At 73.7% G+C, this 24,056-nt stretch carries 23 protein-coding genes; 13 read left to right on the top strand and 10 right to left on the bottom strand.

Going from position 1 to position 24,056, the window contains the following annotated elements; genetic code table 11:
- Positions 1 to 129: 129 nt before the first annotated feature.
- The 3 genes from GXW83_RS16665 to glgX all read left to right on the top strand — a co-directional run bounded on the left by GXW83_RS16665 (position 130) and on the right by glgX (position 4,425).
- On the top strand, positions 130 to 1,047 hold the full coding sequence (locus GXW83_RS16665) for an RNA polymerase sigma factor SigF (RefSeq protein WP_182443848.1): 918 nt from the start codon (positions 130 to 132) through the stop codon (positions 1,045 to 1,047).
- A gap of 119 nt (positions 1,048 to 1,166) precedes the next feature.
- Complete coding sequence (locus GXW83_RS16670; protein WP_182443849.1) at positions 1,167 to 2,249, top strand: B12-binding domain-containing protein; 1,083 nt, start codon at positions 1,167 to 1,169, stop codon at positions 2,247 to 2,249.
- 46 nt (positions 2,250 to 2,295) lie between these two features.
- Positions 2,296 to 4,425 (top strand): glycogen debranching protein GlgX, encoded by a 2,130-nt coding sequence (glgX, locus tag GXW83_RS16675; protein WP_182443850.1) that lies wholly within the window; start codon positions 2,296 to 2,298, stop codon positions 4,423 to 4,425.
- Positions 4,426 to 4,457: 32 nt separating this feature from the next.
- Here glgX and GXW83_RS16680 read toward each other — a convergent pair whose 3' ends face one another.
- From GXW83_RS16680 to GXW83_RS16695, 4 genes are all read right to left on the bottom strand, one after another.
- On the bottom strand, positions 4,458 to 5,462 hold the full coding sequence (locus GXW83_RS16680) for a 1-acyl-sn-glycerol-3-phosphate acyltransferase (RefSeq protein WP_182443851.1): 1,005 nt from the start codon (positions 5,460 to 5,462) through the stop codon (positions 4,458 to 4,460).
- Entirely contained in the window at positions 5,459 to 6,343 is an 885-nt protein-coding gene (locus tag GXW83_RS16685) for a patatin-like phospholipase family protein (protein ID WP_182443852.1), read from the bottom strand. The genes GXW83_RS16680 and GXW83_RS16685 overlap by 4 nt, the downstream gene beginning before the upstream one ends.
- Positions 6,344 to 6,390: 47 nt before the next feature.
- Entirely contained in the window at positions 6,391 to 9,576 is a 3,186-nt protein-coding gene (locus GXW83_RS16690; RefSeq protein WP_225447039.1) for a glycoside hydrolase family 3 C-terminal domain-containing protein, read from the bottom strand.
- A gap of 143 nt (positions 9,577 to 9,719) precedes the next feature.
- On the bottom strand, positions 9,720 to 9,947 hold the full coding sequence (locus GXW83_RS16695) for a hypothetical protein (protein ID WP_182443853.1): 228 nt from the start codon (positions 9,945 to 9,947) through the stop codon (positions 9,720 to 9,722).
- A 158-nt stretch (positions 9,948 to 10,105) separates the two neighbouring features.
- On the opposite strand from GXW83_RS16695, the gene GXW83_RS16700 reads away from it, so the two are divergent.
- From GXW83_RS16700 to GXW83_RS16720, 5 genes are all read left to right on the top strand, one after another.
- Entirely contained in the window at positions 10,106 to 10,549 is a 444-nt protein-coding gene (locus GXW83_RS16700; RefSeq protein ID WP_182443854.1) for an SRPBCC family protein, read from the top strand.
- Positions 10,550 to 10,664: 115 nt separating this feature from the next.
- Positions 10,665 to 10,928 (top strand): DUF6296 family protein, encoded by a 264-nt coding sequence (locus tag GXW83_RS16705; RefSeq protein WP_225447040.1) that lies wholly within the window; start codon positions 10,665 to 10,667, stop codon positions 10,926 to 10,928.
- 20 nt (positions 10,929 to 10,948) lie between these two features.
- Positions 10,949 to 11,743 (top strand): Fpg/Nei family DNA glycosylase, encoded by a 795-nt coding sequence (locus GXW83_RS16710; RefSeq protein WP_182443855.1) that lies wholly within the window; start codon positions 10,949 to 10,951, stop codon positions 11,741 to 11,743.
- Positions 11,744 to 11,836: 93 nt separating this feature from the next.
- Entirely contained in the window at positions 11,837 to 12,091 is a 255-nt protein-coding gene (locus GXW83_RS16715; protein ID WP_182443856.1) for a WhiB family transcriptional regulator, read from the top strand.
- A gap of 116 nt (positions 12,092 to 12,207) precedes the next feature.
- Positions 12,208 to 12,615 carry a PPOX class F420-dependent oxidoreductase gene (locus GXW83_RS16720; protein WP_182443857.1) on the top strand — a complete coding sequence of 136 codons (408 nt, stop codon included), beginning with the start codon at positions 12,208 to 12,210 and terminating at the stop codon, positions 12,613 to 12,615.
- Positions 12,616 to 12,697: 82 nt separating this feature from the next.
- Here the strand turns inward: GXW83_RS16720 and GXW83_RS16725 are convergent, their stop codons facing one another.
- The 3 genes from GXW83_RS16725 to GXW83_RS16735 form a co-directional block, all read right to left on the bottom strand.
- Complete coding sequence (locus GXW83_RS16725) at positions 12,698 to 14,323, bottom strand: SDR family oxidoreductase (protein WP_182443858.1); 1,626 nt, start codon at positions 14,321 to 14,323, stop codon at positions 12,698 to 12,700.
- 67 nt (positions 14,324 to 14,390) lie between these two features.
- A complete protein-coding gene (locus GXW83_RS16730; protein WP_182443859.1) occupies positions 14,391 to 14,753 on the bottom strand; it encodes a hypothetical protein in 363 nt (120 codons plus the stop codon).
- Between the two features lie 217 nt (positions 14,754 to 14,970).
- Positions 14,971 to 16,191, bottom strand: coding sequence for an AI-2E family transporter (locus GXW83_RS16735; protein WP_370466722.1), 1,221 nt, complete (start codon positions 16,189 to 16,191; stop codon positions 14,971 to 14,973).
- A gap of 342 nt (positions 16,192 to 16,533) precedes the next feature.
- Between GXW83_RS16735 and GXW83_RS16740 the strand changes: the two genes are divergently transcribed.
- From GXW83_RS16740 to GXW83_RS16750, 3 genes are all read left to right on the top strand, one after another.
- Positions 16,534 to 16,743 carry a hypothetical protein gene (locus tag GXW83_RS16740; RefSeq protein WP_225447042.1) on the top strand — a complete coding sequence of 70 codons (210 nt, stop codon included), beginning with the start codon at positions 16,534 to 16,536 and terminating at the stop codon, positions 16,741 to 16,743.
- A gap of 241 nt (positions 16,744 to 16,984) precedes the next feature.
- Positions 16,985 to 19,003 (top strand): discoidin domain-containing protein, encoded by a 2,019-nt coding sequence (locus tag GXW83_RS16745; protein ID WP_182443860.1) that lies wholly within the window; start codon positions 16,985 to 16,987, stop codon positions 19,001 to 19,003.
- A gap of 72 nt (positions 19,004 to 19,075) precedes the next feature.
- Positions 19,076 to 19,528: a MazG nucleotide pyrophosphohydrolase domain-containing protein gene (locus GXW83_RS16750; protein ID WP_182443861.1), complete on the top strand. Its 453-nt coding sequence runs from the start codon at positions 19,076 to 19,078 to the stop codon at positions 19,526 to 19,528.
- 10 nt (positions 19,529 to 19,538) lie between these two features.
- Here the strand turns inward: GXW83_RS16750 and GXW83_RS16755 are convergent, their stop codons facing one another.
- Both GXW83_RS16755 and GXW83_RS16760 read right to left on the bottom strand, forming a co-directional pair.
- Positions 19,539 to 20,108 carry a gluconokinase gene (locus GXW83_RS16755; protein ID WP_182443862.1) on the bottom strand — a complete coding sequence of 190 codons (570 nt, stop codon included), beginning with the start codon at positions 20,106 to 20,108 and terminating at the stop codon, positions 19,539 to 19,541.
- Positions 20,109 to 20,178: 70 nt separating this feature from the next.
- The gene (locus tag GXW83_RS16760; protein ID WP_182443863.1) at positions 20,179 to 20,613 is read right to left on the bottom strand and encodes a response regulator; all 435 of its coding nucleotides are present in this window, start codon (positions 20,611 to 20,613) and stop codon (positions 20,179 to 20,181) included.
- Between the two features lie 176 nt (positions 20,614 to 20,789).
- Here GXW83_RS16760 and GXW83_RS16765 point away from each other — a divergent pair, with 176 nt between their 5' ends.
- On the top strand, positions 20,790 to 22,415 hold the full coding sequence (locus tag GXW83_RS16765; protein WP_182443864.1) for an ATP-binding protein: 1,626 nt from the start codon (positions 20,790 to 20,792) through the stop codon (positions 22,413 to 22,415).
- Positions 22,412 to 23,632, top strand: coding sequence for a PP2C family protein-serine/threonine phosphatase (locus GXW83_RS16770; RefSeq protein ID WP_182443865.1), 1,221 nt, complete (start codon positions 22,412 to 22,414; stop codon positions 23,630 to 23,632). The genes GXW83_RS16765 and GXW83_RS16770 overlap by 4 nt, the downstream gene beginning before the upstream one ends.
- Here the strand turns inward: GXW83_RS16770 and GXW83_RS16775 are convergent.
- Positions 23,629 to 23,901, bottom strand: coding sequence for a DUF6296 family protein (locus tag GXW83_RS16775; RefSeq protein ID WP_182443866.1), 273 nt, complete (start codon positions 23,899 to 23,901; stop codon positions 23,629 to 23,631). The genes GXW83_RS16770 and GXW83_RS16775 overlap by 4 nt on opposite strands.
- Between the last annotated feature and the right edge of the window lie 155 nt (positions 23,902 to 24,056).

Consider the following 24,056-nt stretch of genomic DNA (forward strand, 5'->3'; position numbering starts at 1 on the left):
TTTTCGGCCGTGCTGCGCAGATCGGCTGCATGGGACAGCGGAACCGGGGGATACGGCCGGAACGGGGTGCCGGCCGCGTCATGACGGCCGGGCCCGCACACGGCAGTCCGAGACCAATCCGGAGGTACCATGCACACGGGTGCGACGGCCGAGCGAGTGAGTGCCCAGACCTTCCGGGCCGAGGTCGGGGAACCGGCGGCCCCGGCCGCCCCCGCCGTCGGGGAGCACGTCGACTACTTCCCCGGCCTGGACCTCTCCGCCCCGGCCAAGGCGTCGCCCGGCGACGCACGGGCCATGTCCAAGGTGCTGTTCGCGCGGATGGCGGCGCTGGAGGAGGGCACGCACGAGTACCAGTACGTGCGCAACACCCTGATCGAGCTGAACATGGCGCTGGTGAAGTTCGCCGCCGGGCGCTTCCGCTCCCGCAGCGAGCCGATGGAGGACATGGTCCAGGTCGGCACGATCGGCCTGATCAAGGCCATCGACCGGTTCGACCCGGAGCGCGAGATCGAGTTCACCACCTTCGCGCTGCCCACCATCACCGGCGAGATCAAGCGCTTCTTCCGGGACACCAGCTGGGCCGTGCACGTGCCGCGCCGACTGCAGGAGCTGCGCCTGGTGCTGGCCCGGGCCAGCGACAGCATGGAGCAGCTGATCGGGCGCCCGCCCACGGCCGGCGAGCTCGCCGAGCACCTGGACCTCCCGCTGGACGAGGTCCGCGAGGGCATGGTCGCCGCCAACGGCTACACGCCCAGCTCGCTGGACGCCAAGGCGCTGAGTTCCGAGGCGCAGGACGAGGAGTCCGGGTTCCTCTCCCGTCTGGGCAAGCCGGACCCGGGCATCGAGGGGATCGAGAACCTCCTCTGCCTGAAGCCGATGATCGCCCAACTCCCGGACCGGGAGCGCCGGATCCTGTCGATGCGCTTCGGCGCGGAGATGACCCAGACCGAGATCGGGGCCGAGCTGGGCATCTCCCAGATGCACGTCTCGCGGCTGCTGAACCGCACCCTGGCCAAGCTCCGCAGCGGCCTGCTCGACGAGGAGTGACGGCCTGCCGGTAGCGTGGGGGCGGAACCGCCCCCGGACAGCTCCGGCGGACCGGACCATCCGCGACGGCGACTCCCGGCCGGGTGCCCGTGGGCGCCACCGCCCGTGAAAGGTGCGACGTGACCCACCAGCCCGACGGCGGCGGTGCGCCCGAGGCCGCCGACGCGCCCGCGTTGAGCGGGCAGTTCTTCGCGGCCGTGGCCGTCATCGACGAGGAGCAGGCGCTGCGCGTGCTGGAGCGCGCGGCGGGCTTCGGCCTGAGCCCGGAGCGGGTCCTGCTGGACGTCATCGCCCCGGCCCAGGCCCGGGTCGGCCTGGAGTGGGCGGCCGGGCGCTTCACGGTGGCGCGCGAGCACGCCGCCACCGCGATCAGCGACCGGGCAGTGGCCGTGCTGGCGGGCCGGGGGTCGCCGCGCTCCCGGCCCGCCGTCGGGCATGCCACCGTCGCCTGCGTGGACGGCGAGTGGCACGCCCTGCCGGCCCGGCTGGTCGCCGAGACGCTGCGGCTGCGCGGCTGGACGGTGGACTTCCTCGGCGCCGACGTACCGGCCGCCCAGCTCGTCGCGCACCTGCACGCCACCGGCCCGGACGTGGTCGCGCTGTCCTGCTCGCTGCCCACCCGGATGCCCGCGGCGCACGCCACCATCACCGCCTGCCAGGCGGCCGGGGTGCCGGTCCTGGTCGGCGGCGCGGGCTTCGGGCCCGGCGGCCGCTACGCCGGGCTGCTGGGCGCCGACGCCTGGGCGCCCACCGCGACGGCTGCGGCCGACCGGCTGGCGAGCGGCCGGCTCAGCTCCGCCGCGGTCGGGCCGAGCGACCCGCTCGGATCGCTGGTGCACCTGATCGACCAGGAGTACACCCTGCTCAGCCGGGCCCGCCGGGCGGTGGTCGAGCAGACCATGGACGCCCTGCGGGAGCGCCTGCCGGAGCTGGGCGGCTGCACCGCCGAGGAGCTGGAGCGCAGCCGCGAGGACGTCGTCCACCTGGTCGACTTCCTGGCCGTCGCGCTGTACCTGGACGATCCGCGGGTGCTGACGGACTTCCTGAGCTGGACCGAGGAGGTCCGGCGGGCCGGGCGGCTGCCCCTGGCGGTGCTCCCGGCCGCGCTGGAGGCGCTGGCCGCCCCGCTGCGCGACCTGCCCAGGGCCCTGGGCATGATCCGGGTGGCGGGGGCCGCCGGGGCGAAACCGGAGCGGCCCTGAGCGTGGCGGCGGGGGGCGGGCGCGCGGCGGCGGTTAACGTCCTCGGATGCACACTCCGACGCAGATCTGGCCAGGACGACCGTATCCGCTGGGAGCGGCGTACGACGGCTCCGGTACCAACTTCGCGCTGTTCTCCGAGGTCGCCGAGAAGGTGGAGCTCTCGCTGGTCGCCGACGACGGCACCGAGCGGCTGGTCGCCCTGACCGAGGTGGACGACTTCGTCTGGCACGCCTACCTGCCCGGCGTCGGTCCGGGTCAGCGCTACGGCTACCGGGTGCACGGCCCCTACCGGCCGGAGCAGGGCCACCGCTGCAATCCGGCCAAGCTGCTGCTGGACCCGTACGCCAAGGCGGTGGAGGGGCAACCGGACGGCGACGCCTCACTCTTCGGCCATCTGTTCGACAAGCCGGGGGAGCGCAATCCGGCCGACAGCCTGGGGCACACCCCGCTGTCGGTGGTGGTGGACACCTCCTTCGACTGGGGCGACGACACCCCGCCGGACCGCCCGTACCACGAGACGGTGATCTACGAGGCCCATGTGCGCGGGCTGACCCGGCTGCACCCGGCGCTGCCCGAGGAGATCCGCGGCACCTACGCCGGTATGGCGCACCCGGCCGTCGTCGAGCACCTGGTCTCGCTCGGCGTCACCGCGGTGGAGCTGATGCCGGTGCACCAGTTCACCCAGGACGGCTTCCTGCAGGAGCGCGGCCTGTCCAACTACTGGGGCTACAGCACCATCGGCTTCTTAGCCCCGCACAACGGCTATGCCGCCACGGGCACCCGGGGCAGCCAGGTGGCCGAGTTCAAGTCCATGGTGAAGGCACTGCACGCGGCCGGGATCGAGGTCATCCTGGACGTGGTGTTCAACCACACCGCCGAGGGCAATGAGGCGGGGCCGACGCTGTCCTTCCGGGGCATCGACAACGCCGCCTACTACCGGCTGGTGGACGGCGACGCCGCGCACTACTACGACACCACCGGCACCGGGAACAGCCTGCTGATGCGGCATCCGGCGGTCCTTCAGATGATCATGGACTCGCTGCGCTACTGGGTCCAGGAGATGCACGTCGACGGCTTCCGCTTCGACCTGGCGGCCACCCTGGCCCGGCAGTTCCACGAGGTGGACCGGCTGTCGGCCTTCTTCGACCTGGTCCAGCAGGACCCGGTGGTCAGCCGGGTCAAGCTGATCGCCGAACCCTGGGACCTGGGGGAGGGCGGCTACCAGGTCGGGAACTTCCCCCCGCTGTGGACCGAATGGAACGGCAGGTTCCGGGACACCGTCCGTGACTTCTGGCGCGGCGAGGAGGCCACCCTGCCGGAGTTCGCCTCCCGGCTCTCCGGCTCCTCCGACCTCTACCAGCACGACCGGCGGCGCCCGCTGGCCAGCATCAACTTCGTCACCGCGCACGACGGCTTCACCCTGCGCGACCTGGTCTCGTACAACGACAAGCACAACGAGGCCAACGGCGAGGACGGCCGCGACGGCGAGAGCGCCAACCGCTCCTGGAACTGCGGCGCGGAGGGCGACACCGGCGATCCGGCCGTGCTGGAGCTGCGCGCCCGCCAGCAGCGCAACCTGCTCACCACCCTGCTGCTCTCCCAGGGCGTCCCGATGATCGCCCACGGCGACGAACTCGGCCGGACCCAGCAGGGCAACAACAACGCCTACTGCCAGGACAACGGGCTCTCCTGGGTCGACTGGGACCTCGACGACGCACGGCGGGAGCTGCTGGACTTCACCCGGCGGCTGGTCCGGCTGCGCCGCGACCACCCCGTCCTGCGCCGACGGCGGTTCTTCCGCGGCGCCGGCGGCCCGGACGGGCTGGGGGACCTGACCTGGTTCCGCCCCGACGGCAACCCCATGCAGGACCGCAACTGGGACTGGGACGAGGCGCGCGCGGTCGCCGTCTTCCTCAACGGCGAGGCCATCAGCGAGCCCGGGCCCCGAGGGGAGCGCGTCGTCGACGACTCCTTCCTGATCCTGCTCAACAGCCACCACGAGCCGCTGGAGTTCCTTCTGCCGGGCGCCGCCTACGGCACCGCCTGGACGGTGGCGGTGGACACCGCCGCACCCGCTGGGGGCGGCGACGAGAGCGAGCACAAGGCGGAGGGCGCCGTGCTGCTCGAGGCCCGCAGCACCCTGGTGCTGACCCGCCCGCCGCTCGCCGCCGACTGACCCACGGCGGCCCGGGCCGGATGCGGCCCGGGTCAGCTGTGGTCCGGGTCAGCCGTGGTCCGCGATCCAGCCGTCGACCCGGGCCCACTGCGTGCGCAGCCATTCGGCCTGCTGCTCCGGACCGGCCGGGATCTCCTCGGCCGGGACCAGCCACCAAGTGGCGCGCACCGGCCGACGCAGCGGGATGCCGCGCCACAACGTGCCCGCCGACACCATGTCGTCCAGCCCGGTGTGGGCCACGAACAGCGCGTCCGCCCCGGGCGCCGCCGCCAGGGCCGCCAGCGTCCCCTCGGTCCGGGGTGGCAGCACATGGGTGAGCCGCTCGGTCCGGGCCGCCTCGCGCCGACGGCCGTGGCGGCGCAACCAGCGGATCGCCCGCTGCCTGCGGCGCTCGGTGAAGTTGCCGCCCTCGGGAAGATGACCAGCGCGTCACCCGGGCCCAGGTCCGCGACCAGCCCGCCGATGGCTTCGGCGGTGCGGTGCGGGGCGGCGGTGCGCGGCACGAAGCAGTGCGGCACCCGGCCGAGCAGCACGTCCAGGCAGGGATCCCAGCGCAGCGCCTGCTTGAGCACGATCCTCGGGCGCAGCCGCGCGTAGGTGATCGCGGCGTGCACCAGCAGGAAGGAGTCGCCGGGCCCGGCGTGCCGGGCCAGCACCAGCAGCGGGCGGTCGACCGGCACCTGCTGCGGCTGCCGCTGCTCGTCCAGTTCGACGCGCAGCCCGAACACCGGCACGGCCGCCCGGCACAGCAGGTCCAGCAACGAGCCCAGCCGGGCGTAGGAGCGGGCCTGCAGGGCGGCCGCCGGGCCGAACAGGTCCGCCGCCGACAGCGCCAGCCCGAACAGCTCCGCCAGCACGTACAGCAGCAGGTAGCCGCTCAGTCGCACCGGGCGCCAGGCGCCGCGCAGCAGCAGAGACACCGGGCCGGTGAGCAGCAGGCACAGCGCGAACAGGGCCGCCGCCACCGGCACCAGCACCAGCAGGGCCGGGACGCTGACGAGCCGGCGGGCGAGGGTGCGCCAACGGGCCGCGCTCACCGCCGGGGGTCCGTCGACCGGTCCGGGCCGAGCGCCTCCAGGTAGGCGGCGGTGGCCCGGTGGGCGCGCTCGATCCGCTCCCGGGTGGAGCCGAAGTCCCGGTGGCGAAGCTGCCGGGCCGGGCTGAGCCGCTGGTCCGGGTCGGAGCCGGTGGGCAGGACGTGCACCGTGACGTCGTCCGGCAGGTCGTCCATGTCGCGGGCGAAGCGGTGCCTGCGGGCGATCTCGAAGCAGACCGAGGCCACCTCCCAGGGCCGCCGGGGGACCGACAGCGGCTGCTCGATCCGGCCGACCTGGAGCACGTAGACGGTGCGCGCGCCGAGCGCCACCGCCCGCCCCACCGGGATGCTGTTGACCAGCCCGCCGTCGAGGAAGTGCTCGCCGTCCACCCGGACCGGCGGCAGCAGCCCGGGCACGGCCGACGAGGCCAGGATCGCCGGGACCAGCGGGCCGCTGCTGAACCAGCGCTCGGCCGAGCGTTCGACGCAGGCGGCGACGCACTGGAACGGCACCGCGAGGTCCTCGAACGCCAGCTTGCCCAGGTCCTCCTCCAGCAGGGCGCGCAGCGGGCCGTTGGAGTAGAGGTGGGTCCGGCTGCGGACAGCCGTCCCGACGCGGTCCGCCAGCGATCCGGCGAACACCCCGGCCCGGCCCATGCCCTGCCACAGCTCGCTCAGCCGTTCGACCGAGGCGGGGGAGGGGTCGGCGGCCACCAGGGCGCCGTTGATCGCGCCCACCGAGGTGCCGAGCACCAGGTCGGGCCGGATCCCGGCGTCCAGCAGGGCCTGGAGCATGCCTACTTCATGGGCTCCGAGGGAGCCGCCGCCGCCGAGGACGAAGGCGCAGTCGTAGCCCGCGGGGGCGGGTGCGTGGTCGGTCATGGAGTGCCCATTCCCCGAAACGCCCCGCCCTCACGCGGCGGCCCCCGCTAGGGCAGGGTCCAGAGCTGGTCGGCTGCGCCGGAGCAGTCGTCGATCACCAGGCCGGTCCCGGAAGGGCCGGAGCCCGGGTCCTCCAGGCACCTGCCGGACTGCGGGTTGAGCAGCTCCCCGTCCGGCTGCGGCGACCAGGTCTGGGCGCCGGTGCCGTTGCAGGTGTACAGGTCCACCGCGGTGCCGTCGGCGGTGCCCGCGCTGGTGACGTCCAGGCACTTGCCCAGCGCCTGCAGCGTGTGGCCGGTCTGGGTGGTCCACTGCTGCGCGGTGGTGCCGTTGCAGCTGTAGGCGTCCACGCCGGTGCCGTCGGCGCTGTGGTCGCCCTCGACGTCCAGGCACAGGCCCTGGACGCCGGTGACCGCGCCGGTGGCGTCGGCGGGGGAGGTCCAGGACTGGTTGGCGTTGCCGTTGCAGGACCAGATCTGCACCTGGGTGCCGGGCGTGGTGGACACCCCGGTGTCGTCCAGGCACTTGCCCGACTGCGGATTCAGCAGCGCCCCGTCCGGCTGCGGTTGCCAGACCTGCGCGCCGGTGCCGTTGCAGGCGTACAGGTCCACCAGTGAGCCGTTGGCGGTGCCGCCGCTGGTGACGTCCAGGCAGCCGCCGTCGGCGCGGACGGTGCCGTCCGGCTCCACGGTCCACTGCTGGCCGTCGGTGCCGTTGCAGGTGTAGATCTCCACCTTGGTGCCGTTGGCGTTGGCGTCCCCGGTGAGGTCCAGGCACAGGCCCTGGTAGCCGACCAGGGGGGTGGAGGCGACGGTGTCGGCGGCCGGGACCACCGTCCAGGTGAAGGAGGTGGCGGCCTGCGCGCCCGCGCCGTCGGTGGCGGTGACCCGCGCGGTGGTGGTACCGGGGGTGGTCGGGGCGCCGGACAGCACGCCGGTGGCGGCATTGACGGACACCCCGGCGGGCAGGCCGGTGGCGGTGTAGGCCAGGGCCTGGCCGCCGCTGGTGTCGGCGGCGGTGACCGGGACCGACACCGGTGCGCCGACCGGGCCCTCCTGCGGGGCGACCTGGCCGACGCTGACCGGCGTGCCCAGCTGCGCGGCGGTCACGGTGAGCGTGCCGGTCAGCGGGAGGTCGGCGTCGGAGTCGCCGACGGCGACGGTGTAGCCGCCGGTGCTGGTCGCCCAGGCGTTGGTGGCGGCGTTCCAGTAGTGGAGGTTGCTCTGGGTCAGCGGGAAGCTGACGGTCTGGCTGGCGCCGGGCTTCAGGCTGACCCGGGCGAAGCCCTCCAGCTGCCGGGGCGGCTCACCGGAGGCGGCCGGATCGGTGACGTACAGCTGGGCCACGTCCGCGCCCGCCACCGAGCCGGTGTTGGTCACGGTCGCGGTCACCGTGGCGGCGCCGCCCGCGCTCAGCGGGGTGACCTTGAGGTTGCTGAAACCGAAGGTGGTGTAGGACAGGCCGTAGCCGAAGGGGAACAGCGGCGTCAGCTTGTTGGCGTCGTACCACCGGTAGCCGACGTCCACGCCCTCGGAGTACTGCACCGTCCCGCCCGTGCCGGGCCACTGCGCGGCGGTGGAGGCGGGGACCTGCGCCAGCGAGGTCGGGAAGGTGACGGTGAGGTGCCCGGAGGGGTCGGTGTCGCCGAACAGCAGCGAGGCGATGGCGGTGCCGTCCTCCTGGCCCGGGTACCAGGCCTCCAGCACGCCCTTGACCTGCGACAGCCAGGGCATGGTGACCGCCGAGCCGGTGTTCAGCACCACCACGGTGTCGGGGTTGGCCGCCGCGACGGCGGAGATCAGCGCGTTGTCCGCGCTGGACAGGTCGATCGAGGAGAGGTCGCTGCCCTCGGACTCGTCGTTGCCGACGAAGACGACCGCCACACCCGAGGCCGCCGCCAGCGCCGCCGCCGAGGAGTCCGAGGAACCGTCGTTGTAGGCCACGCTGACGCCGCTTCCGGCCCGGGCGGTGATCCCCTGCAGCGGGGTGACCGTGCCGCTGGAGTTCACCCCGGCGCTGCCGCCGCCTGCGGTCAGCGGGCTGCTGGACGCGTCCGTGCCGATCACCGCGACCGACTTCACCGACGAGGCCAGCGGCAGCACGCCGCCGCTGTCCTTCAGCAGCACCGTGCCCTCCTCCGCCAGCGCGGCGGCGTCACCCTGGTCGATGGCGCCGGTCGCGGTCTGCCCGGGGGAGCCGACGGCCGGCCGGTCGAACAGCCCGTAGGCGAACATCTGCGTCAGGATCGGCGAGACCAGTGCGTTCAGCGACGCCCGGCTCACCGTCCCGGCGTTGACCGCGCTCAGCAGTGCGCTGCCGTAGTAGCCGTCACTGCCCGGCATGTCCTGGTCCAGGCCCGCCTGCACGGAGGCGGCCGTGGACTTGGTCGCCCCCCAGTCGGAGGTGGTGAAACCGGTGAAACCGAACTGCTGCCGCAGCACGGTGGACATGGTGTACGGGTTCTGGCAGGCGGGGGAGCCGTTGATGGTGCTGTACGAGCACATCACCGACGAGGCCGCACCCTGCTGCACGGCCGTCTGGAAGGCCGGCAGGTAGATCTCCTGCATCGTCCGGTCGCTGACCACCGCGTTGTCCGAGGGGGTGTTGCGATTGGTCTCCTGGTTGTACACCGCGTAGTGCTTGACCTGGGCCATCACCCCGGTCGACTGCACGCCCCGGATGTCGGCCGCGCCCAACTGCCCGTTGAGGTAAGGGTCCTCGCCGATGCTCTCGAAGGCCCGGCCCCAACGCGGGTCGCGGACGATGTTGATGGTCGGCCCCAGGTCGACGCTGGTGCCCTTGGCCGCCTGCTCCGCGCCGATCAGCCCGCCGAACTCCTGCTCGGCGGCGGTGTCCCAGGTGGATGCGACGTCCACCGGGGCGGGCAGCTGGGTCACCCCGGACAGGCCGTCGCCGACCCCGGCCGGGCCGTCCTCCAGGTTCATCGCCGGGATGCACAGCGCGCCGATGGCCGGGGTGAACCCGACATAGCTGGACCCGCCGGAGCCGGTCACCATCGACACTTCCTGTGCGGTCGTCATCCGGGCCGTCAACTCGCTCACCCGCTGGGCGATCGGCGCGTTCGAGCCGACCCACGGACAGGCGGTGGAGGCCGCTGCCGGGGCCGGCGTCGCGGCCTGCGCCGAGCCCGGCGCCCAGCCGAAGGCGGCTGCCAGCACAGAACCGGCCAGCAGCAGCGGCAGGCGTCGACGGGGTACGCGTCCTGGACTCACGGGCAACTCCTGTCACCTACGGGGGGTTTGGGTGCACGGCGCGCCTCCAGCACTGTGGCGACACCCGACCCCCGCGTCAATGACTTTGACCAGACGCGGTCACACAACCCTTGGTGAGTACAGAAGTTGAACGCTTGCCCCGGTCACGGGGCGTCGTAGTACCGCCGCTCCTCGACCACCTCGTCGGCGCCCAGGCCCCGGCCGGGGACGCGGCTGCGGTAGATGCGGGCGTAGGTGGCCAGCCCCAACAGCCCGGCCACCATCAGGATCACGCCCACGATGTGGATGTTCATCCCGGCCAGATGCCAGTTGACGCCGAAGGTCAGAATGGCCCCCGCTGCTATCACGATGATGCAGCCGCCGATGCCCATGGTTGTGCCTTCCGTCGCGGTGGGTTGGTGCAACTCCCTTGCCCAGGAGCCTTCTCCCTGCTGCTTGCCGCGCTCCGCAGGTCGAAACGTCGGAGTGGGCCGGGGCAGGGCGGGGCAGGCGCTGTACGACGAGCATTCGACGAGCCGAGGAGGCCGGCATGTCCCAGATAGAGGAATCGGTTGAGGTCCAGGCGCCGCTGAGCACCGTCTACGATCTGTGGAGCCGGTTCCCGGAGTTCCCGCGCTTCATGAGCGGCGTGGAGAGCGTGGAGTGGGTCAGCGAGGGGCTGACGCACTGGGTTGCCAACGTGGACGGCATCCACCGCGAGTTCGAGGCGCGGATCACCGAGCAGATCCCCGGGGAGCGCATCGCCTGGACCTCGGTCAGCGGCGCCGCGCAGTCCGGTGTGGTCACCTTCCACCGGCTCGGCGGCCTGCAGACCAAGGTGATGCTGCAACTGGACATCGATCCGCACGGCGTGCTGGACGTCCTCGGCGACAAGCTCGGCTTCGTCGCTCACAAGGTCCAGCTGGACCTGCGCGAGTTCAAGCGCTTCGCCGAGGCCCAGCAGGACCGGGAGGCCGCTGCGCGCGCGGTGTGAACCGCCCCAGTCAGCGGAATTCCGACCGGACGGTAGGATCGGCGGTGCAGTTCCTGGAAAGTGGGTAAATGAATTCGAGTGGATTCTTGCGCTCGCTGAGTAAGGTGGCGGACCGATGAGCACACAAACGCCTCAAGGATTCGAACTCTCCTTCGCGCCCCTGGCGGCGGACGCCGAACGCGGCCACCCGGACGTGGTGACCGTGATGCGCACCCAGGTGAAGGGCCCCGGCGGCCACCCTGTGTACGCGGACGCCACCGGGATCGTGCGCGCCGAGATCAGCGACCGGGGCGAGGTCCGGATGCTCGCCACCAGCACCCACCAGGACGTCCGCCGTCCGGTCGGGTGCCGGGCGCTCCCGCCCAAGACCGCCGCCTAGCGGCAGCCCGGGGGACACGCATGCCCGAGGGCGACTCGGTCTACCGGACGGCCCAGCGGCTGCACGACGCGCTGGCGGGCCGTCCGCTGACCGTCTCCGACCTGCGGGTGCCCGCCCATGCCACGGCGGACCTGACCGGACGCCCGGTACTGGAGGTCGTCCCCCGCGGCAAACACCTGCTGACCAGGGTGGACGGCGGTTGGACCCTGCACACCCATCTGCGGATGGAGGGCCGCTGGCAGGTCTACCCGGCCGGGCAGCGCTGGAGCGGCGGCGCCGACTGGCAGATCCGGGCCGTGCTGGGCAACCGCGACGCCACCGCCGTCGGCTACCGGCTCCCGGTGGTGGAGCTGCTGCGCACCGCCGACGAGGGCCGGGCCGTCGGCCACCTCGGGCCCGACCTGCTGGGGCCCGACTGGGACCAGGCCGAGGCGCTGCGGCGGATCCTCGACCGGCCCGAGCGCCAGATCGGCCTCGCCCTGCTCGATCAGCGCAATCTGGCCGGGATCGGCAATGTGTACGCCAACGAACTGTGCTTCCTGGCCGGGATCACCCCCTGGACGCCGGTGGAGCACACCCCCGGCCTGGAACGCCTGGTCCGGCTGGCACACCGGCTGCTGCTGGTCAACCGCTCCCGCAGCGGCCGGGCCACCACCGGAGACACCCGGGCCGACCGGCGGCTGTGGGTCTACGGACGCGCCCGCCGCCCCTGCCGCCGCTGCGGCACCGCCATCCGGACGTCCTCGCTCGGCGACCCCCCGCAGGACCGGGTCGCCTACTGGTGCCCGCGCTGCCAGAAAGGGCCCACCCCGTAGGCCGGCTGAAGTGTACGCAGCCGGTTCGCGGATTGCCCGTGCGGTTCGGCCCTTCGGGGGTAGGCGAGGAGGACCGAACGCAGAGGAGGCGTGATGAACTGGCGCGACCGCGCGGCATGTCTGGAGCAGGACCCCGAGCTGTTCTTCCCGGTGGGCACCGCCGGCCCGGCCCTGGTGCAGGTGGAGAAGGCCAAGGCGGTCTGCCGCCGCTGCCCCGTGCAGCGCGCCTGCCTGGAGCTGGCCATCGCCGACGGGGAGCAGAGCGGCGTGTGGGGCGGCCTGTCGGAGGAGGAGCGGCGCTCGCTGCGCCGCCGCACGGCCCGCGCCCGCCGGGCCGAGGCCGCGTAGCCGGACGGCCCGACGCGGCTGGTGTCCCCGGCCCGGGACGCGGCCTGGGGCCCGGTCCGGGCGCTAGGGTGACGCTCTGTCAGGCAGTGTCCGTTTTTCCCGGAAAGGCGCAGACTGTGTCAGCTGTACTCCCCGACGAGCTGAAGAAGCTCATCGACGACTCCCAGGTCTTTGCGACCGTGGCCACCGTCCAGCCTGACGGCAGCCCCCAACTGTCCGTCACCTGGCTCACCCGAGACGGCGACGACCTGCTGATCTCCACCACGGTGGACCGCAGGAAGGAGCAGAACCTGCGCCGCGACCCGCGGGTGACGGTGATGATCAACCCGTCCGACGCCCCCTACAGCTACGCCGAGGTGCGCGGCACCGCCGCGCTCAGCACCGAGGGCGGGCAGGAGCTGATCGACCGGCTCTCGCGCAAGTACACCGGCAAGGACTACCGCGACTTCAACCCGACCGCCGGTCAGGACGCCGAGCGGGTCGTGGTCCGGGTCACCCCGCGCAAGGTCGTCGGCTCCTTCTGAGACGGCGGCGCCCCCAGGCCCCGGCCCGCCGCCCCGACCGGGGGCGGCGGGCCGCCGCCCACCCGGGCACGGTCACCCCGGCTCACCCCGGAACGGTGACCCGGGCACGCTCACCCGAGCCGTCCCCGCGCGCCTTTCCGGCGATGTTGCGGGCCATGCCACCGAAGACCACCGAGTGGAACGGGGCCACGCTCCACCAGTACAGGTGCCCGGCCAGGCCGCGCGGATGGAACAGGGCCAGCTGCCGGTAGCGCGCGCCGCCGTCCGCGTCGGGATCGACGCCCAGCTCCAGCCAGGCCAGCCCCGGCAGCCGCATCTCGGCCCGCAGCCGCAGCAGCCGCCCGGGCACCAGCTCCTCCACCCGCCAGAAGTCCAGCGAGTCGCCCACCCGCAGCCGGGTCTGGTCGCGCCGGCCGCGCCGCAGCCCCACCCCGCCGACCAGCCGGTCCATCCAGCCGCGCACCGCCCAGGCCAGCGGGAAGGAGTACCAGCCGTTCTCGCCGCCGATGCCCTCGACCACGTCCCACAGCGCCTGCGGCGAGGCGTCCACCGCCAGCTCCCGCAGGTCCTGGTACAGGCTGCCGCCGGCCCACTGCGGATCGCTGGGCAGCGGATCACTGGGCGCGCCCGGCAGCGTCGCCGAGGACCACCGGGTCTCCACCCGGGCCTGCCTGATCCGCGCCAGCGCCAGGGCCACCGCGTCCTCGAAGCCGATCAGGCCGCCCAGCGGGTCGGGCGCGTACCGGGCGATGTCGTGCTCCGCGCACACCACCTCGTGCCGCAGCGACTCCACCAGTGGCCGGGCGATGGCGCTCGGCACCGGCGTCACCAGTCCCACCCAGTGGCTGGACAGGGACGGCGTCAGCACCGGCACCGGCACGATCACCCGCCGCCGCAGCTGCGCCACCGCCGCGTAGCGCAGCATCATCTGACGGTAGGTCAGCACGTCCGGGCCGCCGATGTCGAAGGTGCGGTTCACCTCCGGCGGCATCAGCGCCGAGGCCACCAGGTAGCGCAGCACGTCGCGGACGGCGATCGGCTGGATGCGGGTGTTCACCCAGCTGGGCGTGACCATCACCGGCAGCCGCTCGGTCAGGTAGCGCAGCATCTCGAACGACGCCGAGCCCGACCCCAGCACCACCGCCGCGCGCAGCTCCGTCGTCGGCACGCCGCTGTCCCGCAGGATGCGCCCGACCTCGGCGCGCGAGCGCAGGTGTGCGGACAGCTCCGCCTCGGGGACGCCCCCGGGGATCAGCCCGCCCAGGTAGACGATCCGGCGCACACCGGCCGCCCGCGCGGCGGCGGCGAAGGCCCGGGCGGCATCCGCGTCGGTGCGCTCGAAGGACGTGCCGGTGCCCAGGGCGTGCACCAGGTAGTAGGCGACGTCCACCCCGTCGAAGGCGCCGTCCAGGCTCGGCGGCCGGGTCACATCGCCCCGCACCCGCTCCACCTCGGACGCCCAGGGCTGGTCGCGCAGCCGCCCGGGGTCGCGCAGCAGGCAGCGCACCGACGCGCCGGAGGCCAGCAGCACCGGCACCAGCCGCCCGCCGATGTAGCCGGTGGCCCCGGTGACCAGGCAGCGCAGTCCGGCGAGATCGGGAGCTCCCGGCTCGCCCTCGGCGAATGCCCCCGCTGTGGTCACGGCTGCTCCCTCGGTCGGCGTCGCCGGTCCGGCGCTCTGGCGCGCCCGCCCGCTGATGCTCTCCATCCTCACCCGGGCGGCGCCGCGCCGCAGCCCGCGACCGCCCGGGAGGGGCGCGGGGAACGGCCGCCGGTCACTCCACGCCCGGCAGCTGCCGCTGCTCGGGCAGGTGCACGGGGGCCGGATCGGCGGCGGGGGCCGGCTGCGCCGCCGGGGCGGGCGCGGGGTCGGCGGCGATGCCGTCCAGGGCCAGCCGCAGCGTGTAGCCGGGCCGACTGGACCGGCGCTCCCAGCGCAGATCGGCCACGCTCTGGTCCGGGTCCTCCTCCAGCCAGTCGGCGGCGGCCCGCAGCAGCGCGACGGCGTCGTCGGCGGCCAGCTCCAGCGTCCCGTCGTCGTCCACGGTGACCCACAGGTCCACATGGTTGTTGACGAAGGAGCTCGCCCTCTCGCGCAGCGCCTCGGCCACGGCCGGGCCTTCGGGGTTCTGGGTCACTGGCTGTCCTCTCCTCGCTCCGCTTCGTACGGGCGGCTCCTGCCCTGATCGCCGGGGGTTACGCGGTGCGCGGCGCGGGGCCTTTCCCGGTACGGGGTGGTTTGGCCGACGCCGGTGCGGACAGGCGTGCTGCTGCGGGTCGGTCTCCCCCCTGTTGCCGACCGCGCGGCGCGCGCCCCGGGCCCATCCCCCCAGGCCCGGGGCAGCAGCCGCCGATTCAGCCGGTCGGCCGAGTGTCCGGCGGCGCCGGGTCCGCGGCCGGGCGCAGCACCCGGACGACCGACCAGGCCACCGACACCAGCGGGACGGCCACCACCGCGCCGACCACCCCGGCGAGGATGCCCCCGCCCAGCACCGACAGGGCCACCACCACCGGGTGCAGCCGCACCGCCCAGCCCATCACCAGCGGCTGCAGCACATGCCCCTCGATCTGGCCCACGACCACGATGAGCACCAGCACGATCACTGCCGTCACCGGGCCGCGCGCGGCCAGCGCCACCACGGCGGCCACCGCCATGGCCACCGGCGAGCCGACCAGCGGGACGAAGGTGGCGAAGAACTCCAGCAGCGTCAGCGGCAGGGCCAGCGGCACCCGCAGCAGGTAGAGCGCGATGCCGACCATGGCCGCGTTGCTCGCGGCGACGATGACGATCCCCCGGGTGTATCCGGAGAAGGTCTGCCAGGCCGCCCCGCCGGCCCGCTCCAGCCGCGGATGCGGGCCGCCGGGGATCTGCGCCCGGAACCACTGCCACATCCGGTCGCCCGAGTGGATGAAGAAGATCGAGCAGAACAGCGCCAGCGCGGCCCCGGTGGCCAGCTCCACGGCGCGTCCGGCGCCGTTGACGGCCGTGCTCACCACCGTCGAGCGGTGCTGCGAGAGGTAGTTGCCCACGGTCTTCTGCAGCCCGGAGACGGTGCTCGGGTCGACGTTGAACGGCGGCTGCTCCAGCCAGTGCTCCACCCGGGTGAGCCCGCTGCTGAACTCCCTGCCCAGGGTCTTGGACTCCATCGCCACCGCGTCCCCGACCAGCGACAGCAGTCCGGCCACCAGGATCAGCGAGCCCAGCAGGGCCAGCAGCACGGCCAGTTTGCGGGGGAGGCGGCGGGCCAGCCGGTCGGTCACCGGACGCAGCACCGAGGTCAGCAGCAGCGCGGCGAACAGCGCCGTCGCCAGCAGCTGCAGCTTGCCCACCACCACGAACACCACGTAGGCGGCGGCCGCGACGACCAGCAGCCGCCAGGCGTACCCGGCCGCGGACTGCAGCAGCACGGGCACGCCCGCAGAGCGGCGGGCCTCGGTCGGCCGGGCCTGCCGGGTCGGCCGGAGCCGGCCGGGCGGCGCGGTCAGCCGTGGCCCCCGGCGTCCGCCCGGTGCGGCGCGGGGCCTGCGGAGGCCGGTCCGGTCCGGTCCGGGCCCGGAGTCGTCGCCCTCGCCCACCGGACGCCCCCTTAGCTGTGGCCGTGGCGGTCTGCGGTCAGGTGTGCAGGTGGGTCAGGAGTGCAGGCGGCCGTCGCGGCCGTCGGCGGTGTTCGTGCGCCGGGTGCGTTCCAGCATGGCGTGCGGCTCCTCACGGCCAGGGGGTGTCGATCCGATCCTGCTGCCAGGTCCGCGCCGCTGCCGCCCGTGCGCGCCGTCCGGGCGCGGCACTCACCCGAACGGCGCTGCCAGGGTCGGCAGCCGCTGCGTGCGAGGCCCTGACCGGGGTACGTTCCGGCGTATACGGACGCACTCGCGGCCGCGTCCGACCCGGCCGGGGCCGCGAGACGATGGAGGGTCACAGTGCACGTCTACGAGATGCTGGCCGAGAACGACCACCACACCGACGGCGCGGTCCGGCAGTGGCACATGACCGCCGACGGCGCCTCCGTGGCGCTGTGCGGGCGGGAGTTGGAGCCGGGGGCGGCCCGGCTGTCCACGGACGCCTGGGGCCACACCGAGGAGAAGTTCTGCCACACCTGCGGCGCTCTCTACCTGCGCCAGGTCCCCTAGCCGGTCCTGCTCCCGCCCCGGCCGCCCGCCCCGGCGGCCGGGGCGTCCGATTCCGGAACCGTGCGCACAGGGTTGACATGTCTGTAACCACGCCGTAGACATCAGCTGATAGAGAGCGCTCTCTCGGCTGACGGCCGGTGAACTGTCCACCCCCCAAGCCGTTCTGTCGTACCGCCTGGCCAGGAGCGCGCCATGACCTGCTGATCCGAGAAAGCGCTATCTGCGCTGAGGGGAAGGCAACATGATCGTCTTATCGCGTGCCGGGCACCGATCCCGCCGCCGGACCGGGCCGCGCCGGTGGCGCTCGGCGGTGACCACCGTGGCGCTGCTCGCCGGGTACCTGACCGGCACCGCCCTCGCGGGCGCGGGCCCCGCGCAGGCCGACACCGTCCCGGCCGCCCCCGCCGGCTGGACGACCGTCTTCGGCGACGACTTCGCCGGACCGGCCGGCTCCGCCCCCTCGTCGGCGAACTGGTTCTATGACATCGGCACCGGCTACGGGACGGGCGAGGTCGAGCAGACCACCGCCTCGACCGCCAACTCCTACCTCGACGGCAACGGCCACTTGGTGCTGAAGGCCGTCGACAACGGCGGCACCTGGACCTCCGCCCGGCTGGAGAGCACCCGCGACGATTTCCAGGCCCCGGCCGGCGGCGAACTGGAGATGACCGCGTCGATCGAACAGCCGAACCCGGCCAACGGCCTGGGCTACTGGCCCGCCTTCTGGGCCCTCGGCTCCCCGATGCGCGCGGGCGGGGGCTGGCCCACCTCCGGCGAGATCGACATGATGGAGGACGTCAACGGCTCCAACCAGGCGTCACAGACCCTGCACGACGCGGCCGGCAGCAGCGGGCACCCGCTGATCGCCTGTCCCGCCGCCGGCTCCGGCTGCCAGACCGGCTACCACACCTACTCGGTCATCGTGGACCGGACCAACACCAGCGCGGAGACGCTGGAGTTCCTGATGGACGGCACGGTCGAGTCGACCGTCACCGAGGCGTCCGTCGGCACCACCGCCTGGCAGCAGGCCATCGACCACGGCTTCTTCATCATCTGGGACCTGGCCATGGGTGGCAACTACCCGGACGGCGTCTACGGCTCCACCACGCCGACCGCGGCCACCTCCTCCGGCGCGTCCATGAGCGTGGCGTACGTGGCCGTGTACGAGAAGGGCGGCAACTCCACGCCCACCGCCACCGCCACGGCCACCGGGGCGGTCAAGGGCATCAACGGGCTCTGCCTCGGCAACCAGAACGTGCTGAACACCGAGGGCAACCCGATCGGGGTCAGCGCCTGCGACGGCGACCCGGGCCAGCAGTGGTCCACCTACACCGACGGCACCGTGCGGGTCCAGGGCGGCTGCCTGGACGTGGTGAGCGCCGGGACCAGCAGCGGCACCGACGTCGACTGGTACCCCTGCAACGGCACCAACGCGCAGGGCTGGACCCACCAGGCCAACGGCGAGCTGGTGAACCCCAACTCCGGCCTGTGCCTCACCGATCCGGGCGGCAACACCGGCTCCCGGCTGGACATCGAGACCTGCACCGACTCCGCCGCCCAGCAGTGGACCCTGCCCGCCGGCGGCAGCGGCGACACCGTGACCGTGACCGGACCGGGCAACCAGACCTCCACCGCCGGTACCGCCGCGAGCCTGCAGGTGCACGCGAGCGACTCGGCCTCGGGCCAGACGGTGACGTACAGCGCCACCGGCCTGCCCGCCGGACTGTCCATCAACTCCTCCACGGGGCTGATCTCGGGCACGCCGACCACCCCGGGCAGCTCCACCGTCACGGTCACCGCGACGGACCGCACCGGGGCCTCCGGCTCCGCCTCCTTCGGCTGGACGGTGACCGCCGCCGCCGGCTGCGGCAGCACCAACCTCGCCCTGGGCCGGACGGCCACTGCCTCCTCCCAGGAGAACGGCAGCTTCCCGCCGCAGGACGCGGTCGACGGCAACACCGGGACCAGGTGGTCCAGCGCCTTCTCCGACCCGCAGTGGCTGGAGGTGGACCTGGGCTCCACCCAGACCATCTGCCAGGTGGTGCTGGACTGGGAGACGGCCTATGCCACGGCGTTCCAGCTCCAGGTGTCCAACGACGGCTCGACCTGGACGCCGATCTACTCCACCACCACCGGCACCGGCGGCACGCAGACGCTGAACGTCTCGGGCAGCGGCCGGTACCTGCGGATGTACGGCACCGCCCGGGCCACCCAGTACGGCTACTCGCTCTGGGAGCTCCGGGCCTTCGGCAGCAGCTGACAGGGCGTCGGGGCGGGGGCGGGAGGGCGCCCCCGCCCCGACGGCGGCCACCGACCGGGCTAGAATCGGCCGGTGCTTTCCTCAACCGAAGAGTCCCGCGACGCACCCGCCGCCCGGCCCGCCGAGCCCTCCACCGCGGAGCGGGTCCGCTCCTTCCACCGGGCCTTCGGGCTCGACTGCCGCAGCGAGCCCGCCGAGATCGCCTCGGAAGCCGCCCGCCACCGGATGGAGCTGATGCGGGAGGAGGTCGACGAGCTGGCCGAGGCCGTCGAGGAGGGGCGGCTGGACCACTTCGCTCACGAGCTCGCCGACGTGGTCTACATCGCGTACGGCACCGCCGCCGTCCACGGCATCGACCTGGACGCGGTGATCGCCGAGGTGCACCGTGCCAACATGAGCAAGCTAGGCCCGGACGGACGCCCGTCGCTCAGGGCCGACGGCAAAGTCCTCAAGGGCGACTCCTACACTCCGCCGGACGTCGCCGCCGTGCTGCGCGCCCAGGGCTGGTCACCGGCTCAGGCCTAGGGCTACCGGCTCAGGTCTGGGGCTCCCCGGCGGTCGGGCGCAGCCGCAGCGCGGCGGCCCCGGCCAGCGCCCGGGGCTCCGGGCCGACGTCCAGGGTGCTGCCGCGCTCGTCGCCCTCCAGCGGCTCCAGCGCGGCGAGCTGGGAGTCCAGCAGCGCGGGCGGCATGAAGTGGCCGGTCCGCCGCCCGATCCGCTCCGCGAGCAGGACGCGGTCGCCGGTCAGCAGCAGCATGTACGCGCCCGGGCAGGCGGCCCGCAGGGCGTCGCGGTAGCGGCGTCTGAGCGCCGAGCAGGCGATCACGCCGCCGGTGCCGTCGGCCCGCCGTTCGGCCAGCCAGCCGCCGACCGCCGCCAGCCAGGGGCGGCGGTCCTCGTCGTCCAGCGGGACGCCGGCCGACATCTTGGCGATGTTGGGCGCCGGGTGCAGGTCGTCGGCGTCGGCGAAGGGCAGCCCGAGGCGCTCGGCGAGCAGCCGCGCCACCGTGCTCTTGCCGACGCCGGAGACCCCCAGCACGACCACGCACAGCGGTGCGGGCGGCGCCGCCTCGGCGGGGGAGCGGTCGGCTGCGGTGCGGGCCATGCGGGCGGCTCCTGACGAGGGACGACTGGCGAGGGACGGCTGACGGCGGGCCGGCCCGTCGGCGGGCCCGCTAGGGGGCGGGTTTGGTGACGGTGTCGAGGAAGAACGCGTCGATGCTCTGCACGGCCTGGACGAAGTCGTCCAGGTTCACCGGCTTGGTGACGTAGGCGTTGGCGTGCTCCCGGTACGCCCCGGCGACGTCGTCGGGGGCGGCGGACGTGGTCAGCACCACCACCGGGACGCAGGCGAGGACCTGGTCGCCCTTGAGCACCGCGAGCAGCTCGCGGCCGTTCATCCGGGGCATGTTGAGGTCCAGGACGATGAGGTCGGGACGGGGCCTCCCGTCGTCCCGCAGGTAGGCCAGGGCGGCCACGCCGTCGGCGGCGCGCTGGACGCTGCGCGCCAGGCCGCGGTCGAGCAGTGCCTCCTCGACCAGCATCGCGTCGGCGTCGTCGTCCTCGACCAGCAGCACGGTGTACGGGCGGGGCGGGGCTGCAGCGGCCATCTCGGGGCATCCTTCGGTGGTGACGGGCCGGGGTCGCACGTGTGTGCGCACCCCGCGACAACGAGGGTTGTCGCTATGACGGTAGGCTTTCGCCGTTCCGCGCGTCCACCGTGCGGCGCACCGTACCAGGATCAGCGCCGTGCAGGGCTCTGCCGGTGACCAGAGCGGAGACGGCAGTGCCAGCTCAACCGCAGCAGACCGCCCCCGGTGCCGGGGCGGGGAGCGCTCCCGCAGCGGCGGCCCGCCGCGGCACGGGGGAGTGGACCACCCGGCGCTGGCTCACGGCCGGCACGGCCGCGACGCTCACCGTGCTGCTCGTGCTCGGTGTGCTGGTGGCCTGGTTCTTCGCGCACTCCTCCTCGGTCACCGGCCAGCTGGTCAACCGCAGCAGCCCGGCGCTGATCGCCGCCGTGCAGCTGGAGGCGGCCCTGGTCAACCAGGAGACCGGAACCCGGGGCTATGCGATCTCCGGGCAGACCGACTTCCTGCAGCCGTACACCGAAGGGCTGGCCCAGGAGAACACCGCCGTCGCCCAGCTGCGACAGCTCACCGCGGGGGACCGGGCGGCGGGCGTCGCCCTGGACCGGGTGCTGGCCCGGGCGGAGACCTGGCAGCACGACATCGCCCGGCCGATCGCCGCCTCGCCCGCGGGCCGGGCGGTCCCGGACGACGTCGCCCAGGTCAACAAGGGCAAGCAGGAGTTCGACGCGCTGCGGGCGGCGCTCACCGCCCAGCAGCAGCAACTGCAGCAGCGCCGCGACGCCGCGCTGGCCGACCTGAACCACTCGCGCACCCTGCGCGACTGGCTGTTCACCGCCATCGCGGTGGTCATCCTGGTGGTGTCGGCGCTGGTCCTGGCCGGCCTGCGCCGGGGCGTCAACCTGCCGCTGGAGCGGCTCTCCGGGCAGCTGCGGGTGGTCGCCCAGGGCGGCTTCGACCAGCCGATCTCCAGCAGCGGCCCGGCCGACCTGCGGCAGCTGGCCCGTGACGCCGAGGCGATGCGCCACTACCTGGTCCAGGAGCTGGCCAACAGCCGCGCCGCCCAGGCCGCGGTGGACGCCCACGCCGCCGACCTGCGCCGCTCCAACGCCGAGCTGGAGCAGTTCGCCTACGTGGCCTCGCACGACCTGCAGGAGCCGCTGCGCAAGGTGGCCAGCTTCTGCCAGCTGCTGCAGCGCCGCTACGCCGAACAGCTGGACGAGCGGGCGAACCAGTACATCGGCTTCGCCGTCGACGGCGCCAACCGGATGCAGACCCTGATCAACGACCTGTTGGCGTTCTCCCGGGTGGGGCGGGTCCACGACGGCTACACCCCGGTCGACCTGGAGCAGGTCTGGGCCTCGACCGAGGACTCGCTCAGCGTCGGCATCGCCGAGACCGGCGCGGTGCTGGTCCGCGACCCGCTGCCCACGGTGGCCGGCGACCCCACCCAGCTGGGCATGCTGCTGCAGAACCTGATCACCAACGCGGTGAAGTTCCGCGCCCCCGACCGGCCGCCGCGGATCACCCTGACCTGCGAGCCGGACCCGGAGCGGGACCTGTGGCGGTTCGCCTTCACCGACAACGGGATCGGCATCGACGCCGAGTACGCGGAGCGGGTCTTCGTCATCTTCCAGCGCCTGCACACCCGGGACGCCTACCCGGGCAACGGCATCGGCCTCGCCATGTGCAAGAAGATCGTGGAGTTCCACGGGGGCTCGATCGCCGTCGACCCCCGGCACTCCGGCGGCACCCGGATCGCCTTCACCCTCCCGCGCAGCGCGCCGGAGGCGCCCCTGGCCGAGCCGGAGGTGCAGGCGTGAGCTTCGACACCACCCCGGCCCCCGCCGCCTGGCAGGACCCGGCCGACGGCGAGCACTACCGGGTGCTGCTGGTCGAGGACGACGCCGGGGACGCGCTGCTCGTCCAGGAGTACCTGGCCGACACCCGGCTGCCGCACGTGCTGCGCTGGAGCCGGGATCTGGCCGCCGCGCTCGCCGACATCGCCGCGAACCCGCCGGACTGCGTCCTGCTGGACCTCGGCCTGCCGGACATCGTCGGCGTCGCGGCGGTGGAGGCCATCCAGGCCGCCTGCCCGCGGGCCGCCGTGATCGTGCTCACCGGCCTCGCCGAGGCCCGCTCCGCCAACGCGGCGGTGGCCAGCGGCGCCCAGGACTACCTGGTCAAGGGGCAGGTCAGCACCGACCTGCTGGACCGCACCCTGCGCTACGCGATCCACCGCAAGCAGGCCGAACGCGCGGCGGCCGAACTGCGCGAGAACCAGATCCACGCCCGCGAGAACGCCCGCCTGGAGCGGGGGCTGCTGCCCACCCCGCTGCTGCGCTCCGCCGGGGTCACCGTCAACAGCCGCTACCTGCCCGGACGCGAACGCGCCCTGCTGGGCGGGGACTTCCTGGACGTGGTGCAGACGCCCGACGGCGTCGTCCACGCCGTCATAGGGGACGTCAGCGGCCACGGGCCGGACGAGGCGGCTCTCGGCGTCTGCCTGCGGATCACCTGGCGGGCGCTGGTGCTGGCCGGGCACGTCGGCGCCGACCTGCTGGACCTGCTGGAACAGGTGCTGGTCGCCGAGCGACCGCGCACCGAGATGTTCGCCACCTGCACCACCGTCAGCATCGCCGCCGACCTGCGGTCGGCGAGCCTGCTGCTGGCCGGGCACCACGAGCCGCTGCTCTGTGCGGACGGCTCGGCCCGGGAGGTCACTGCGGGCTTCGGCCCGGCGCTCGGGATCACGCCCGGGCGGCGCCGCTGGCAGACCACGACCCTGGAGCTGCCCGCCGCCGGCGCGCTGATGATGTACACCGACGGGCTGATCGAGGGCCGCAGCGGCCCGGGCCTGGAACGGCTCGGGGCGGCCGGCCTGATCGAGCTGATCGCCGCCGCCCCCGAGCCGGCCGTGAACAGCCTGCTGGACCACCTGGTGGGCACTGCCCGTACCCTCAACGCCGGCCGCCACTCGGACGACCTGGCCATCCTGCACCTCTCCTGGGGCCAGGGCCCCCCGGTCCACCGCCGCTAAGCGGCGGTGGAGCTGCGCTGTCGGACGATCTGCACCATCGGGCGGCGGCAGGCGACCGGGCGGCGCAGCTCCTGGCGCGCGCTGGTCTGCATCATCCGCACCTCGCAGCGGTCGCTGATCTCGGCGCGGACGATGCCGGTCTCGTCGGTGTAGATGGGATGGCCGCCCGGCCCCGTCGCCTCCGTGCGCCGGACCACCACGGACTCCGTGGCGGTCACCGGGCGCAGTGCGGTTGCGAAGTGCAGCTCGAAGCAGTCGTCACCGGTCATGGGCTGGGTCCACCGTTTCCTTGAGCGAATCTGTTCCTGCAGAGCCACGTCTGTCCCGGAACGCGGCGCCTACACCACCGGATCGCCGTCGGCGAGGGGGAAGTACAGGACCATTCGGCCGATTGGCGCGTGTTCGGGCGCTCTGTGCCGCCGCT

It is taken from the genome of Streptacidiphilus sp. PB12-B1b, assembly GCF_014084125.1.
In the GTDB taxonomy this organism is placed as follows: domain Bacteria; phylum Actinomycetota; class Actinomycetes; order Streptomycetales; family Streptomycetaceae; genus Streptacidiphilus.

Coding starts and splice junctions, on each gene's coding strand:
- GXW83_RS16705 (WP_225447040.1), top strand. CDS start 10,665: ATGAGCACACAAACGCCTCAAGGATTCGAACTCTCCTTCGCGCCCCTG.
- glgX (WP_182443850.1), top strand. CDS start 2,296: ATGCACACTCCGACGCAGATCTGGCCAGGACGACCGTATCCGCTGGGA.
- GXW83_RS16760 (WP_182443863.1), bottom strand. CDS start 20,613: ATGGCCGCTGCAGCCCCGCCCCGCCCGTACACCGTGCTGCTGGTCGAG.
- GXW83_RS16685 (WP_182443852.1), bottom strand. CDS start 6,343: ATGACCGACCACGCACCCGCCCCCGCGGGCTACGACTGCGCCTTCGTC.
- GXW83_RS16725 (WP_182443858.1), bottom strand. CDS start 14,323: ATGGAGAGCATCAGCGGGCGGGCGCGCCAGAGCGCCGGACCGGCGACG.
- GXW83_RS16715 (WP_182443856.1), top strand. CDS start 11,837: ATGAACTGGCGCGACCGCGCGGCATGTCTGGAGCAGGACCCCGAGCTG.
- GXW83_RS16665 (WP_182443848.1), top strand. CDS start 130: ATGCACACGGGTGCGACGGCCGAGCGAGTGAGTGCCCAGACCTTCCGG.
- GXW83_RS16710 (WP_182443855.1), top strand. CDS start 10,949: ATGCCCGAGGGCGACTCGGTCTACCGGACGGCCCAGCGGCTGCACGAC.
- GXW83_RS16755 (WP_182443862.1), bottom strand. CDS start 20,108: ATGGCCCGCACCGCAGCCGACCGCTCCCCCGCCGAGGCGGCGCCGCCC.
- GXW83_RS16775 (WP_182443866.1), bottom strand. CDS start 23,901: ATGACCGGTGACGACTGCTTCGAGCTGCACTTCGCAACCGCACTGCGC.
- GXW83_RS16700 (WP_182443854.1), top strand. CDS start 10,106: ATGTCCCAGATAGAGGAATCGGTTGAGGTCCAGGCGCCGCTGAGCACC.
- GXW83_RS16695 (WP_182443853.1), bottom strand. CDS start 9,947: ATGGGCATCGGCGGCTGCATCATCGTGATAGCAGCGGGGGCCATTCTG.
- GXW83_RS16745 (WP_182443860.1), top strand. CDS start 16,985: ATGATCGTCTTATCGCGTGCCGGGCACCGATCCCGCCGCCGGACCGGG.